Annotated in this window: 19 protein-coding genes; 12 read left to right on the forward strand and 7 right to left on the reverse strand. The window is 66.1% G+C overall.

Features of this window, described 5'->3' with window-relative positions; all coding sequences use genetic code 11:
• The first annotated feature begins 30 nt into the window (after window positions 1–30).
• Both H7J86_RS29410 and H7J86_RS29415 read left to right on the forward strand, forming a co-directional pair.
• Complete coding sequence (locus H7J86_RS29410) at window positions 31–1,095, forward strand: ABC transporter ATP-binding protein (RefSeq protein WP_267295273.1); 1,065 nt, start codon at window positions 31–33, stop codon at window positions 1,093–1,095.
• 113 nt (window positions 1,096–1,208) lie between these two features.
• Window positions 1,209–2,048: a GAF and ANTAR domain-containing protein gene (locus H7J86_RS29415; protein WP_090357562.1), complete on the forward strand. Its 840-nt coding sequence runs from the start codon at window positions 1,209–1,211 to the stop codon at window positions 2,046–2,048.
• A gap of 244 nt (window positions 2,049–2,292) precedes the next feature.
• Here the strand turns inward: H7J86_RS29415 and H7J86_RS29420 are convergent, their stop codons facing one another.
• The 3 genes from H7J86_RS29420 to H7J86_RS29430 form a co-directional block, all read right to left on the reverse strand.
• The gene (locus H7J86_RS29420; RefSeq protein ID WP_090357564.1) at window positions 2,293–2,691 is read right to left on the reverse strand and encodes a hypothetical protein; all 399 of its coding nucleotides are present in this window, start codon (window positions 2,689–2,691) and stop codon (window positions 2,293–2,295) included.
• A gap of 158 nt (window positions 2,692–2,849) precedes the next feature.
• Window positions 2,850–3,029: a DUF6131 family protein gene (locus H7J86_RS29425; RefSeq protein WP_036339683.1), complete on the reverse strand. Its 180-nt coding sequence runs from the start codon at window positions 3,027–3,029 to the stop codon at window positions 2,850–2,852.
• Window positions 3,030–3,122: 93 nt separating this feature from the next.
• Window positions 3,123–3,641, reverse strand: a complete 519-nt coding sequence (locus H7J86_RS29430; RefSeq protein WP_267295275.1) for a hypothetical protein — start codon at window positions 3,639–3,641, stop codon at window positions 3,123–3,125.
• A 184-nt stretch (window positions 3,642–3,825) separates the two neighbouring features.
• Here H7J86_RS29430 and H7J86_RS29435 point away from each other — a divergent pair, with 184 nt between their 5' ends.
• On the forward strand, window positions 3,826–4,524 hold the full coding sequence (locus H7J86_RS29435) for a TetR/AcrR family transcriptional regulator (RefSeq protein ID WP_267295278.1): 699 nt from the start codon (window positions 3,826–3,828) through the stop codon (window positions 4,522–4,524).
• A gap of 4 nt (window positions 4,525–4,528) precedes the next feature.
• Here the strand turns inward: H7J86_RS29435 and H7J86_RS29440 are convergent, their stop codons facing one another.
• Window positions 4,529–5,398: a DMT family transporter gene (locus tag H7J86_RS29440; protein WP_187095532.1), complete on the reverse strand. Its 870-nt coding sequence runs from the start codon at window positions 5,396–5,398 to the stop codon at window positions 4,529–4,531.
• Between the two features lie 367 nt (window positions 5,399–5,765).
• Here H7J86_RS29440 and H7J86_RS29445 point away from each other — a divergent pair, with 367 nt between their 5' ends.
• A complete protein-coding gene (locus H7J86_RS29445) occupies window positions 5,766–7,400 on the forward strand; it encodes a fatty acyl-AMP ligase (protein WP_267295280.1) in 1,635 nt (544 codons plus the stop codon).
• 9 nt (window positions 7,401–7,409) lie between these two features.
• On the opposite strand, the gene H7J86_RS29450 is transcribed toward H7J86_RS29445, so the two are convergent.
• Both H7J86_RS29450 and H7J86_RS29455 read right to left on the reverse strand, forming a co-directional pair.
• Window positions 7,410–8,114 carry a Rieske (2Fe-2S) protein gene (locus H7J86_RS29450; protein ID WP_267295282.1) on the reverse strand — a complete coding sequence of 235 codons (705 nt, stop codon included), beginning with the start codon at window positions 8,112–8,114 and terminating at the stop codon, window positions 7,410–7,412.
• The gene (locus tag H7J86_RS29455; protein ID WP_372517351.1) at window positions 8,111–8,650 is read right to left on the reverse strand and encodes an RNA polymerase sigma factor; all 540 of its coding nucleotides are present in this window, start codon (window positions 8,648–8,650) and stop codon (window positions 8,111–8,113) included. The genes H7J86_RS29450 and H7J86_RS29455 overlap by 4 nt, the downstream gene beginning before the upstream one ends.
• 166 nt (window positions 8,651–8,816) lie before the next feature.
• Between H7J86_RS29455 and H7J86_RS29460 the strand changes: the two genes are divergently transcribed.
• The 8 genes from H7J86_RS29460 (at window position 8,817) to H7J86_RS29495 (ending at window position 12,491) form a co-directional block, all read left to right on the forward strand.
• Window positions 8,817–9,269: a cupredoxin domain-containing protein gene (locus tag H7J86_RS29460; protein WP_372517352.1), complete on the forward strand. Its 453-nt coding sequence runs from the start codon at window positions 8,817–8,819 to the stop codon at window positions 9,267–9,269.
• Window positions 9,270–9,289: 20 nt separating this feature from the next.
• Window positions 9,290–10,195 carry a metallophosphoesterase family protein gene (locus tag H7J86_RS29465; RefSeq protein WP_267295770.1) on the forward strand — a complete coding sequence of 302 codons (906 nt, stop codon included), beginning with the start codon at window positions 9,290–9,292 and terminating at the stop codon, window positions 10,193–10,195.
• Window positions 10,196–10,233: 38 nt separating this feature from the next.
• Window positions 10,234–10,569, forward strand: a complete 336-nt coding sequence (locus H7J86_RS29470) for a hypothetical protein (RefSeq protein WP_267295772.1) — start codon at window positions 10,234–10,236, stop codon at window positions 10,567–10,569.
• 69 nt (window positions 10,570–10,638) lie between these two features.
• The gene (locus H7J86_RS29475; RefSeq protein WP_267295284.1) at window positions 10,639–11,058 is read left to right on the forward strand and encodes a MarR family winged helix-turn-helix transcriptional regulator; all 420 of its coding nucleotides are present in this window, start codon (window positions 10,639–10,641) and stop codon (window positions 11,056–11,058) included.
• Between the two features lie 21 nt (window positions 11,059–11,079).
• A complete protein-coding gene (locus H7J86_RS29480; protein WP_267295286.1) occupies window positions 11,080–11,520 on the forward strand; it encodes a DUF2897 family protein in 441 nt (146 codons plus the stop codon).
• A complete protein-coding gene (locus tag H7J86_RS29485) occupies window positions 11,517–11,783 on the forward strand; it encodes a hypothetical protein (RefSeq protein ID WP_090357577.1) in 267 nt (88 codons plus the stop codon). The genes H7J86_RS29480 and H7J86_RS29485 overlap by 4 nt, the downstream gene beginning before the upstream one ends.
• Window positions 11,780–12,115 (forward strand): rhodanese-like domain-containing protein, encoded by a 336-nt coding sequence (locus H7J86_RS29490; protein WP_267295289.1) that lies wholly within the window; start codon window positions 11,780–11,782, stop codon window positions 12,113–12,115. The genes H7J86_RS29485 and H7J86_RS29490 overlap by 4 nt, the downstream gene beginning before the upstream one ends.
• Before the next feature lie 58 nt (window positions 12,116–12,173).
• Entirely contained in the window at window positions 12,174–12,491 is a 318-nt protein-coding gene (locus H7J86_RS29495) for a hypothetical protein (RefSeq protein ID WP_267295291.1), read from the forward strand.
• An 11-nt stretch (window positions 12,492–12,502) separates the two neighbouring features.
• Here the strand turns inward: H7J86_RS29495 and H7J86_RS29500 are convergent, their stop codons facing one another.
• A complete protein-coding gene (locus tag H7J86_RS29500) occupies window positions 12,503–13,660 on the reverse strand; it encodes an acyl-CoA dehydrogenase family protein (protein ID WP_090357582.1) in 1,158 nt (385 codons plus the stop codon).
• Window positions 13,661–13,702: the final 42 nt, after the last annotated feature.

The raw sequence follows: 13,702 nt of genomic DNA on the forward strand, positions 1-13,702 counted from the left end.
CACCCCCCCTCGATCACAGGAGTACATCCCATGGCCACCATTCGATTCGACAAGGCCCAGCGCTGGTACCCGAAAGCTCCCGCGCCGGCAGTGGCCGGTATCGATCTGGAGATCGCCGACGGTGAATTCATGGTGCTCGTCGGACCTTCGGGCTGTGGCAAGTCGACCACTCTGCGCATGCTGGCGGGCCTGGAAGAAGTGACCGCCGGCTCGATACACCTGGGCGGACGCGATGTCACCACGGCCGCCCCCAAGGACCGGGACATCGCCATGGTGTTCCAGAACTACGCGCTGTACCCGCACATGACCGTCGCAGGGAACATGGGATTCTGTCTCAAGAACGCGGGCCTGCCCAAACACGAGCGCGAACGTCGGATCGGTGAGGCCGCCAAGACCCTCGGCCTCACCGACTATCTCGACCGCAAACCCAAGGCGCTCTCGGGTGGGCAGCGCCAGCGGGTCGCGATGGGCCGTGCGATCGTCCGCAATCCCCAGGTGTTCTGCATGGATGAGCCGCTGTCCAACCTCGACGCGAAGATGCGCGTGCAGACCCGCACCGATATCGCCAAGCTGCAGCGTGACCTCGGTGTCACCACCGTCTACGTCACCCACGACCAGACCGAGGCCATGACCATGGGTGACCGCGTCGCCGTCATGAAAGACGGTGAACTGCAACAGGTCGGCGCCCCGATGGAGCTCTACGCCCGGCCGGTCAACGTGTTCGTCGCGGGATTCATCGGATCACCTGCGATGAAATTCCTCGACGGCGATCTCGACGAGGCAGGAGTCACCGCGGCGGGACACACCATGGCCGTGGAACGCAACGGGGCCATCAACGGGCCGGTCATCGTCGGTGTGCGGCCCGAAGGATGGCGCCTGACGCAGGCGGGTGCCGGTATCCCCGTCACTGTCGCGATGGTCGAGATCCTGGGGGCGGATGCCTACCTGTACGGCACCGCCGGTCCCGTCGGCGCCGACGTCATCGTCCGAACCAGCGGTCGCGACCAGATTCGGATGGGCGATACCGTGCACGTCACCGCTGATCCCCACGCCATCCACCTCTTCGACAAGGCCACCGGCGTTCGGGTCGACTAGGTCACCGGCGTCACAGTGACGAATTCAGGCGGTTAGCTGGGCCGGTTCGTTCCCTGGATATACCTGCATGAGTATTCTGTTTCCGCCGTCTCCGGCTGTGTCACACTGTCCGGATGATTTCTTCCGACCCGCGCACCGAGGACTCGCTGCCTGCAAAGGCGGTGGACCAGGACGCGGACGAAGCCGCCGACGTGGTGATCGCGGCGGCCTCCGGTGAGCGGCAGATCAGTGCCACCGAACTCGCAAGGATGTTGCTCTCGGTCAGTCATACCGTGGCCGACGAGGATGAACTCCTCAGCCTGCTGCAGAACCTCGCTCAGATCGCGCAGAAGGCGATCACCGGAGCCGACAGTACGGGCGTCACGATTGATCTGGCCGGACGGACCTACACCGCGGTGCACACCGACGAGCGCACGCTGCGCGTCGACACCGAACAGTATGACGCCGGCGACGGGCCCTGCCTGCAGGCTGCCCGCCTCGGTGAGATCGTGCTCGTCGACTCCGAGGAAGCGGTGGCCACCTGGCCGGAGTTCGCGGCCGCGGCACGTGCCGAAGGCATCCTCAGCTTTCTGGCGGCACCTTTGGTCACCGTCGACCAGTCGCTCGGATCGTTGAATCTCTACGGGCGAGCGCGTTCGGCGTTCGACAGCTTCGATGCCGAAATCCTGGAGCTGCTGACCACGGCGGTCTCGCGAGCGATAGGTGATTTCGCACGGTTCCGTTCGGTTCGTGACGTCGCAGTCGGACTGCAGCGCGCGCTGGAGACGCGTGCGCCCATCGAACAGGCCAAAGGCATGTTGATGGCGATTCACGGGATCGATGCCGGCGAGGCCTTCGATCGGCTCCGCCGTGAAAGCCAGAACTCGAACGTCCCCCTGCGTACGGTGGCCGCTGATCTGGTCCAGCGTTTCACCGCGTTGCCCGGATCGGCGACTGACGGAAAAGCCGGCTGAACGTCACGCACTCCCCTGCGTCACTTCGTCGTGGTGACGAAATGCCTTGGGGTGCACATACCTTCATCCGCTGATCAGCGCTGGTCCTGGTGGTCTGTGGTGCCGCCCTCTGATTCCCAGCGTTCTTGAGCGCTGAGTGCCTGTGCGCGCGGGTCCCGTTCGCGCGCACAGCCCGTGAGCGGCCTCGTCTCCTGCGCTGTCATCGTGACGCTCCCCTCTCGGCCGGGGGCAGGTCCTGGCCTCGTCATCGGTCTTGATGCTCCTTGCGCACACCGCTGGATTTCTCGGGTGTGTGGACGGCCGGATCGACGCTGTCCGCGCGCTCCCATTGCTGATTGAGCTTCTCGCGCGAGTCCACCGCTTCGCTGCGGTGCGCCTCGGCCTGCTGTTGCAGACCGGCGGCTTGCGCGGCCTTGACATCGGATTCGGCCTGAGCGGCGCGAGCGCGGGCGGCGGTCTCGTCCGCCCATGCTTCGCGCTGTCGCACGTCGCGTGCCTCGTCCTTCGCGGACTCACGAATCTCTTCGGCGGCGATATGGCGATGGGCGTTGCGTCTGTCTCGCGCCACCCAGGCAATGGCGACGATGAGAAGGATCGCCACGCACACCACGAGGACGATCAAGAGGATGCTGGGGGTGGCCATATCGGCTCCTTAGGTTTGGTCAGTGGGTGAATCAGGTCGTGTCGGAGCCGCCCGCACCCTCCGCGAGCCAATGGATGCATTGCGCGAGTGGTTATTCGAGCGTCGAGCTAGTCGGCTACACGGGTGTACCCGTGAGTCTGCTCGCCCCGGTATCGGGTCTAGTAGTAGTGGCGACGGCCGCCGACCGCATGCCCCATCCGCCCCATGAGCATCAGCAGTAGGCCGACGACCAGCAGGATGACCCCGATCACCAAAACGATGTGGGCGAAAGCGAAGGTGGGAACAAGGCTGGGCAGCAGCAGGCCCAGGACGATGAGGATGATGCCGAGAACGATCATGGTGTTTACCTGGTTTCGATGTGAACGGACGGAGAGCAGCGGAAGGCCTTCTTCACGTTGCCCGTGGCAGCTTCGACCTTGTGGGCGATCCTTTTACCGACCCTCATTGCGGACTCCTTGCCTGTCGTTGTCCGTCGCCCGCGACTGAGCGACGGTGGCCACGGTGGACGTCCTGCCGGAGGCGTCGATCTCGGTGGCGCTCCCCTGGTGCCGACCGGCCGGCCTGCGGCCGAACAGGCTCGGTCGCCTCCGGGTGACAATTGGTCCGGTGGTATCCGCCTCCGCGTCGTTTTGGTCATGTGCGAGGCGTTGGTCGCGTTCCTGATTCAAGAACGCGGTCTCGCGACGGGATCTCTCGAGTTTGTGTCGAGCGTCGCGCCCGCGAGCCGCGGTGTGCCGCGTGCCGGCCAACAACACGCTCAACCCCAACATGGCGATTGCGCCGACCATCATCCCGAACAGGAAGAGCGTGCCGGTCGACCCGGTGACGTGGTAGCCGAGCGCATTGAAGTGGTCGGGGAGGGAGTGATCCGGCCCTGAATTCGTCAGTACGCCGGTGAACCCCACGATCACCGCGGCGAGCAGAACGACCAATCCGACGATGACGATCATGGCAACGCCTCAATCCGCGCTAGAAGTCCAGTCAACGCTTCATGGGAGACGTTGTCAACGTCGTATGTCTACAACGTAGACTCAGCTGTACTGATCAGATATTCCCTGTTCAACACGTTTCAACACGTGAGGTCTGCGGTCCCAGCGTGCCTGTGAGTCAGATGCCGGAGGGAGCGTGTCATTCATGACGCAAACACCGATGGGTCCGCCCGGTCCGGGCCTGTCCGAGGACGGCGCGGGTGGGCCGATCACCCGCGCCGCAGTTCTGGCCAAGGCCCTGGAGATCATCGACCGGGAAGGTGTCGACGCGCTGTCGATGCGCCGACTCGGTGAGGCGGTCGGGCGCGATCCGATGGCGCTCTACCGACACGTTCCGAACAAGGCTGCCGTGCTGGACGGGGTCGTCGAGCTGGTCTTCGAGCAGCTATCGCTGGACACCTCGGCATCGGATTGGGTTGCGGCACTTCGCCGTCTCGGCCACGACTTTCGCGATCTGGCCCACCGCCATCCCCACGTGGTGCCCCTGCTGGTCACCCGTCCACTTGCGACACCATTGGGGATGCGGCCACCGGGGATCTTGCGTCACCTCGAAGAGGTCCTGGCGCTGTTGACCGCGGCAGGGTTCACCGGAGCCGACGCCTTGCACATCTACCGGGCGTTGTTCGGCTTCCTCTACGGCCATGTACTGACCGAATTGCAGGAGATCGTGGAACGGCCCGAGGAAACCGATCACGTCCTGCGGCTCGGACTGCACCGGCTGCCGATCGGCGAGTTCCCCAACATCCGTGACCTCGCGCCCGCGTGGGCCTCCTACGACGGACTGGCAGAGCTGAACCGCGGACTCGACATTCTGCTCAGCGGACTGGCCAGCCGCCTCGCGTGACGCGCTACCGTGCCTGTTCCGCAGCGGACTGACGGGTGGCCAGGACCGAGCCGATGAGGACCAGTGCCAGGCCGGCGACGTTGAACAGCGTCAGCGGCTCAGCAAGGACGATCACGCCGGCCGCCAGGGCCACTGCGGGATTCACATAGGTGAACACCACTGCGCGGGTCGGTCCCACTTCACGTATCAACGCGAAGAACACGACGAAGGCCAGCGCGGTGCACACCACGGCGAGCAGGGCGGTGGCCACCAGCACGCGCGTGCCGGGGACTTCGGTGGGCCACGACAGGGCCGCGGGCACGGCATACACCAGTGCCGCGAACGCAAGGCAACTTGCGGTCAGTGGAAGCGCGGCGACATCGGCGAGATGGCGGGCGGCGATGATCGGGGCAATGGCATAGCAGGTGGCCACCAGCAGCACCTGGGCGACAGGCCAAGCACCCCCGCCGGAAAGACCGGGGCCTGCCAGCACCGCCACACCGGTGAGCCCGACTGCCAGGCCGGTTGACCGGATCGCGCCGAGGCGGTGGGTGCCACCGCTGACCCGGTCCAGCACCGCCGCGATGATCGGCGACGCCGCGATGAGCAGGCCGGTCGTGGAGCTGGTGAGGTGTCGCTCGGCATTCGACAACAACAACCACGCGGCAATGATCTCGAAGAATGCGAAGGCCAGCACTGGTTTCCCATGGGCAAGCACACATCGAATGTTGGCCCGCGACAGCGCCAGTGGCAGCAGTACAACGGCGCCGATCAAGGTGCGGGCCAAGACGAGTACGGGAACCGAAAGCCCCTCCAGCGCAATCTTGATCAGCAGGTAGGGAATACCCCAGATCACGCTCATGGCAGCGAACAGCAGCCAACCGCGTGCACTCACGGCTTGCCCGCGTCACGAGAACCATCCGCAGTCACCGAGTCACTAAATCACGCGGCACCGAAACGGTCAGTGCGGGTTGTGCCATGAACGTCGCGGTCTGTGGCGCGTTGGCGCGCCTCGGCGTGCGCGGGTCGCTATAGTCGACGCACCTGAAGTGCACCGCCATGTCCCTCCGGCCGGGGTGACAGATGAGCGAGAACAGACTCAGAAAAGGGCAGGTGCACTTCCGCCGCTCGTCGAAGTAAGAAGCGCTTCGAGGACGGCCGAGCCCCACGGCTCTGATCTATTGACGCCCGATGACACGGGCGTGGCGATCCCTCCGATGAAGGCACACCGCACCGTGCGGGTGGGCCGAAAAAGGACTGCCGTGAGCCGATTCACCGAAACCATGTTCCACAACGCACGCACCAGCCCACACGGGATGGTGACCGGGGAACCGGACGCACCCCTGCGGCACACCTGGGCCGAGGTGCATGAGCGGGCCGGTCGGGTCGCGGGCGGCCTCGCTGCGGCCGGTATCGGACACGCCGACGCCGTGGCGGTACTGGCGGGCGCGCCGGTCGAGATCGCTCCCACCGCGCAAGCGGTGTGGATGCGCGGCGCCAGCCTGACCATGCTGCACCAGCCCACGCCTCGCACCGACCTCCCACGCTGGGCCGAGGAGACCGTCGGTGTGATCGACATGATCTCGGCGAAAACAGTCATCGTCTCCGATCCGTTCATGGCGGCCGCGCCGGTGCTGGCCGAGCGGGGTCTGACGGTGCTGACCGTCGAGGCGCTGCTGGCCCATCCCCCGACCGGGCCCACCGCGACGGGCGAGGACGATATCGCGCTGATGCAGCTGACTTCGGGCTCAACGGGGTCCCCCAAGGCCGTTCAGATCAGCCACGCCAATATCGTCGCCAATGCCGAGGCGATGATGATCGGCTGCCGGTTCGATCTCGACACCGACGTCATCGTCAGCTGGCTGCCGTGTTTCCACGACATGGGCATGACGGGTTACCTGACCGTGCCGATGTACGTCGGTGCCGAATTGGTCAAGGTCACGCCAGTGGACTTCCTGCGCGATACGTTGCTGTGGGCCAGGCTCATCGACAAGTACAAGGGCACGATGACGGCCGCACCGAACTTCGCCTACAAGGTGTTCGCCAAGCGGCTGCGCGGGCAGGCCACTCCCGGTGATTTCGACCTGTCCTCGTTGCGCTGGGCCCTCTCGGGTGCCGAACAGGTCGATCCGTTCGACGTCGAGGACCTGTGCGATGCGGGGGCTCCGTTCGGATTGCGGCCGGAGGCGATCATTCCCGCCTACGGAATGGCCGAGACGACTGTGGCGGTGTCATTCTCGCCGTGCGGTGGCGGCATGCTCGTCGACGAGGTCGACGCGGATCTGTTGACCCTGCTGCACCGAGCGGTTCCCGCCACACACGGACGCACCCGGCGACTGGTCAACCTGGGCCGGCCGCTGAGCGGCCTGGAACTGCGCGTCATCGATGAGGACGGCAGTGTGCTCGCGCCCCGCGGAGTCGGGGTCATCGAGGTGCGCGGCGGCCCGGTGACCAAGGGTTACACCACCGAAGCGGGGTTCCTGGCGGCACAGGACGCCCGGGGCTGGTACGACACCGGCGATCTGGGTTACCTCACCGAGTCCGGCGACGTCGTGGTGTGCGGCCGGCTCAAGGACGTCATCATCATGGCCGGGCGCAACATCTACCCCACCGATATCGAACGTGCCGCCTGTCGGGTGCCGGGGGTTCGGCCGGGATGTTCGGTTGCCGTGCGTCTCGACGCCGGGCTGTCCCGTGAGACATTCGCGGTCGCAGTGGAATCCACGAAATATGACCAGCCCGACGACGTACGCCGTATCGAGCGGCTGGTGGCACACGAGGTGGTCGCCGAGGTCGATGTCCGGCCGCGCAATGTGGTGGTGCTCGAGCCCGGCACGATCCCGAAGACTCCGTCTGGCAAGCTGCGGCGTGCTCATGCGTTGAGCCTCGTGAGCTGAGCCGCTGGGCTATACCGGTTGGCTCGGCGGAGGCGCCAACACCTCGATGACCCCGTCCCGCTCACGAATATCGAAGTGCGGGAGAGGCTTCGGCGCCGCCGGCAGGGCATGGGTGAGCACCTGCCCGGCCGGCGAGAACGAGGTGAGATGGCACGGGCAGCGCAACTGATCGGCGGGCCGGTCGAACCACAGCTTGCAGCCCTGATGCGTGCACACACCGGACACGGCTTCCACTCGGCCTTGTGTCCGCCGCACGAATCCACTGATCGAGCCCAGGTCGAACGGGTACACCGCACCGTCGGCGACGTCGGCGCTCGCCGCGACCTGCCGCCACTGTCCGTCGGTGGGCACCACCTCGCCCCCATCGGGGTTCGGCGGCGCTTCGGGCTGGAGCAGCAGCCGGTCCACCGACACCGCGGCGACCGCAGCCGTCGCCGCAGCGGTGGTGCCGACGATGACCTGTCGGCGCGTCGCTGAGGGAGCTTTCGCAGCGGTGGTTCCCGCGACCGGCGCGGATCCCGACATCTCGGCTGCCAGCCGCGCCTTCAGGCCGTCGAGGAACTCCGGGCGAGGGGCGTCCGCGCCCGGGCGGCCGGCGGTCAATTCGATCGCGGTGCGGATCTGCTCGGCTTCGAAATCGTCGGGGTTGAAAGGTTTCGGACGACGTCCGGCGAGCAGATCGTCGATGTACTTGCGGGTACCTCGCCGGTTCATCGGGCGCCTCCCTCGTTGAGTTGAGCCGCCAACCGCAGCGCGCGGTGTTGCAACACCTTGGCATTGGCCAGGCTGATCCCCATCTCGGTGGCCACCTCTCGCACGGCGCGGCCGTGCAGGAATCGCAACTCCAGGACCTTCCGGTACTTGTCCGGCAGCGCCTCGAGCACCGCGGCCACCCGTTGCGGGGCCGTGCTGATCGCCGCTTCGCTCTCCGGCGGCGCTGCCACGTCCTCGATGGAGGTGATCTCCCGACCCAAGGTGGCTCGCCAGTGCGCGGCCAGGACGGTCCGGGCGGTGCTCCGCAGATATGCGCGCACCTCGGCGACGCTGGCTGTCAGCCGCAACGGTCGCATCACAGCCAGAAACACCTCCGAGGTGAGGTCCTCGGCGTCGGCCTGGTTTCCCACCTTGGCGAAGATGGTGCGGTAGACCCACGTGGCATTGTCTTCGTAGAGGGCTTCCCAATTCGGGTAGCACGACTCGGATACCAGCCGCAGGTTCGGTTGCTGCCGCCCATGCTCAGGTCGCGTCACCGGGAGTCTCCACCCGCATCGCTTCCACCCTCCGTCCTGCCCGGTCGGTGAGACCGTGCACCGATAGATAGGGGGCGGGGTTACACGGGCCCGGTGTAACCGCGCGGCCTATCTACTCGTGACCGCTCCGCACCGCGGAAATCCGTCAGCCCGGAGGTACCGACCCATGTTTGCACCCCGACGCCACATCGGCGTCATGATCACGGCGATCGCGCTGGCCGGGTGTTCCGCCCCGGCGGCGCCCTCAGATCCCACCGTCGACTTCGCCCCCAACGGCGGGACCTCGGTGGGTATGCCCGGAATGCCGGGCATGAGTGCCGCAGCCCCACGACCGCAAGCCGGCACGGCCACGTCGGCCGCGCCCGTGGCCGGCACCAAGGTCACCATCACCAATTTCGCGTTCACACCCGCCACCCTGAAGGTCAAGCCGGGTGAGACGGTGGTCTGGACGAACCAGGACGAGGAGCCGCATACCGTTGTCGCCCAGGACAACTCGTTTCATTCTCCCGGTTTGGACGCCAACGGGACCTACACGTTCACGTTCACCAACGCCGGCACGTTCGACTACATCTGCAGCATCCATCCGTTCATGCACGGCACCGTGGTGGTGGCACCGTGACCGACATCGATCCACGCGGTATGACCCGTCGCCAGCTCATGAGGCACAGTGCCTGGTTCGGTGCGGCCGTCGGCCTGGCCGTCGTCGGTGGCGAAGTGCTCTCCCATGTGGCCGGCGCCCCCGCGGATGCCAAGGCCACCCGGCCCGGCCTGCGGTTCGCGCAGATCAGCGACAGTCATATCGGCTTCAACGGGACGGCCAACCCCGACGTCGTCGGCTCCTTTGGCCGTGCGATCACCCAGATCAACAACCTCGGCTACACACCCGATTTCGTCATCCACACCGGGGACCTCACGCATCTGGCCATACCGGCGCAGTTCGATCAGGTGAAGCAGATGATGGCGGGGATCAACACCCCGCACATCTTCACCGTGCCCGGGGAGCACGATTCGGTCGACGACGCCGGCCAGAAGTACCGGGCCGCCTTCGGTGCGGGCAGCCGGGGTGACGGCTGGTACAGCTTCGACATCGCGGGCGTACACGTGTTGGGTCTGGTGAACACGCTCAATCTCAAGAAGCTCGGCCATCTCGGGACCGATCAACTGGAGTTCATCGAGAAAGACCTTGCACCGCTGTCCTCGGACACCCCGATCATCGTGTTCAGCCATATCCCGCTGTTCGCGATGTACCCCGACTGGGGTTGGGGCACCGATGATTCCGCGCAAGCGCTGAGCTATATGAGCCGCTTCGCCTCGGTGACGTGCCTGAACGGCCATGTGCACCAGCTGTTTTCCAAGACCGAAGGTAACGTGACCTTCTACAGCGGTACCACCACCGCCTACCCGCTACCCCACCCCGGCGATGGCCCCGCGCCCAAGCCACTCACCCTGCCGGCCGGTCAACTCCAGGATGCGCTGGGTATCCGCGAAGTCACCTACACCCAGGGCGACCGGGCGCTGGCACTCAAAGAGGAGAAGCTGCTGTGAAGCGGCCCCGGCTCATCGATGTCGGTCTGGTGGCGGCCATGGCCGCCAGTGCGATCGCGCATGCCCGGCTGTACCTGCACGGCTACCGGTTCATCCCGGTCGTCGGCCCCGGCTTCCTGGTGTTGACTGCGGTTCTCGGCGCCCTGACGATCCTGATCCTGGTCGGCGGGCCGGCCTGGATGCGGGCCGCGGCGGCGATCGTGTCGGCGGGGGCGCTCGTGGCGTTTCTGCTGTCCCGGACCATCGGCTTCTTCGGCTTCGCCGAACACGGCTGGCAGCCCCAGCCGTATGCGGTGGTCAGCGTGGTCGCGGAGGTCGTGGTGATGGCACTCGGTTTCATGGCGCTGAGGCGGCCGCTTCGCTCGCCCCGGTAACTTTTCCCGTCGCTTCGCTCGCCCCGGTAACTTTTCCCGTCGCTTCGCTCGCCCCGGTAACCTGCCCCCATGCCAGACCCGCCTCCCTTCAGCCCGATGATCGGTCTCCTCACCGTCAGCAGGGTCTGGGAGGCCGCGTTGACCGAAGCACTGAAGCCGCTCGGACTCACCACCCGCAAGTACGGACTTCTGGGCCACATCCGGGGAATGCCGGGTATCTCGTTCAGCGAGCTCGCCCGGCGCTCACGGATCACCGTGCAGAGCGCACACACCGCGGTTGCAGCCTTCGTCGAAGCGGGGTTGGTCGACGACGGCACGGCGCATGCGGGTGCCGCCTCGACGCTGCACACGACCGCAGCGGGTGACGCACTGTTGGCCCGGGCCGCCGAGGTGGTGGCCCGGCTCGACACGGACTTCGCCACGCAGCACCCCGGGCTGACCGAGGCGTTGCGGGCATACCTGGCGGGAGTGTTCCCACCTTCGCCATAACCTTCAGCTAAGCTGAAGGTTATGGAATCCGTCTTGCTGTCCGCGCACGTCGTGGCGGGCATCCTGTTCGTGGGCCCGATCGCCGTGTCCACCAGCTTGTTTCCGCGCTATGCAGCCGTCGTTGACGACCCCGAGCGCGGTAGTCCCGACGTGGCCGGTGCGCACTACCGCATCACCCGCGTCTACGGCGCACTGGCTCTCGTGGTGCCGATCATCGGATTCATCCTCGCCTTTGTGCAAGGTCGCGTCACCGAGGTATGGATCATCGTCGCGATGGTGCTGACCGTCATCGCGGGCGGACTGCTGGCTGCGCAGATTGCACCGCGCCAACGGGAAGCGCTGGACTCCCCCGTCGACGGCGCCGCCCTGCGGCGACTCGGCATGCTCGCCGGCATCTTCAATCTGCTGTGGACGGTGGTCGTCGTCCTGATGGTCGTGCGCCCGGGATCGCACCTCGCATGAGCCCTTTGCTGCGCGCCCTCGGCGCGTTGTCAGCGCTGGAGCTCATCAGTGTGCTCGTGCTCTTGGGCAATCTCGCCACCGTGCACGACCCCGCCGTGACCAGGATTCTGGGACCGCTCCACGGAGCGCTCTACCTCACCGTCGCTGTCACGGCGATGCTCGGCCGCGGACTGGCAATGCGGACCCGAATAGGGGCGCTGGTGCCGGTGCTCAGCGGTCCCCTCACCATGGTCAACGTCCGGCGGGAGGTGCGCACCGCATGAGTTTTCGGCACTTCCTGCGCCGGCCGCCATCCGTCACCGCGGCGGAGGCAGTCCGTCTGGTTGCCGACGGCGCACTCGTGGTCGACGTCCGGCGGGATTTCGAATGGAACCGCGTCCACATACCCGACGCGGTGCACATTCCCTTGGAAGCACTGCCGGACCGATGCCTCGAATTGCCCGAGGACCGGTTGATCATCGCGTTCTGCACGGGCGGGCTTCGGTCTGCCGGTGCGGCGAACCTGTTGGTGGAGAACGGTTTCGACGCGGTGAACATGAGCGGTGGCCTGGTGCACTGGCGTGCCGCCGGAGGGGCACTGACCCCTGGCCGATAGATATGAGGTCGCTTAGAGAAAGCGGCCGGCTCGGAAAATCTGCGGCATCGTGGAGGACATGATCGAGATATTGACCGCTGGAGCGGCGAAAGTCATTGTGGGAGTGGGCACGTTCATGGGTGCAGACATGGCGCCGCTCAACGATCCGAGCAGTCCACATACCCATGCCACGGCCTCCGAGACCGCCGGCCCCGGTGGCGCCGTGGTGCTACCACCCCACGTGCCGGCAGAACTCGGGCCTCGGCCCGCGGCCGGTAGCCCCAACCAGCATGTGCCGACCATCGTGATCCCACGCGATCAGGCGACCGGCGGCGCGAATCCGCACATCCCGTACGGGACCAATCCACTTGTGCCGTACGGTACCTGGACCCCGTAGGGTTACTGAGGTCAGAGGCCCATGTTCTTCGCGATGATCATCTTCATGACCTCGCTGGTGCCGCCATAGATACGGCTGACACGGTTGTCGGCGTACAGGCGGGCGATCGGATACTCGTTGATGTACCCGTAGCCGCCGTGCAGCTGCAGGCAACGATCGATGACGCGGGCCGCGACGTCGGTACAGAACAACTTGGCAGAGGCTGCGTCGGCCGGGGTCAGTTCATCGAGGTCGTGCGCCTCCATGGCCCGGTCGACCACTGCTTCGAGGGCGTCGACGTCCGCCTGGCAGGCTGCCAGTTCGAACTTGGTGTTCTGGAACGCGGCAACCGGCTTGCCGAAGACGGTGCGGTCCTTGGTGTACTGGGTGGCGAACCGCACGGCCGCCTTGGCCTGAGCGTAGGCGCCGACGGCGATGCCGAGGCGTTCACGGGGCAGGTTCTGGCCCAGGTAGGAGAAGCCCATGTCGACCTCGCCGAGCACATCCTCGGCGGGGACGATCACATCCGTGAAGTTGAGTTCGGCCGTATCGGAAACCCGGAGGCCGAGCTTGTCGAGCTTGCGTCCGACCTGATAGCCGGCGGACTTGGTATCCACGACCAACAGGGTGATGCCGAAACGGCGGTCGTCCTCGCGCGGCGGCGCGGTGCGCGCACAGACGATTACCCGGTCGGCATGTACGCCGCCGGTGATGAACGTCTTCGACCCGTTCAGCACGTAGTGGGTGCCGTCACCGGAAGGTTTTGCGGTGGTGCGCATTCCGGCCAGGTCTGATCCGGTACCCGGTTCGGTCATCGCGATGGCGAACATGGTCTCGCCGCTCAGCATGCCGGGGTACCAGCGCTGCTTCTGCTCGTCGGTCGCCAGGGCCTTCAGGTAGGGCAGGCAGAGGCCGATGTGCACACTGGAGCCGCCGAAGGACACCCCGGCGCGGGCGCATTCCTCGGTGATGATGGCCTGGAACTTGTACGAGTCCAGCCCGGCGCCGCCGTATTCGGCCGGGATCTCGATACCGAAGATCCCCAGCTCGCCGAGCTTGTAGTAGAAGTCGCGTGGCGCGATGCCCTCTTCGAACCACTTGTCGTAGACCGGCGTGACCTCGGATTCGATGAACGCCCGGATCATGGCGCGGAAGTCCTCGTGTTCAGAACTGAAAACGGTCCTGCGCATCGGTATCTCCTCGGGGTGTGGCACCCAGTAGCGAACAGTGTT

It is taken from the genome of Mycobacterium hackensackense, assembly GCF_025822555.1.
Taxonomy (GTDB): Bacteria; Actinomycetota; Actinomycetes; order Mycobacteriales; family Mycobacteriaceae; genus Mycobacterium; species Mycobacterium fluoranthenivorans.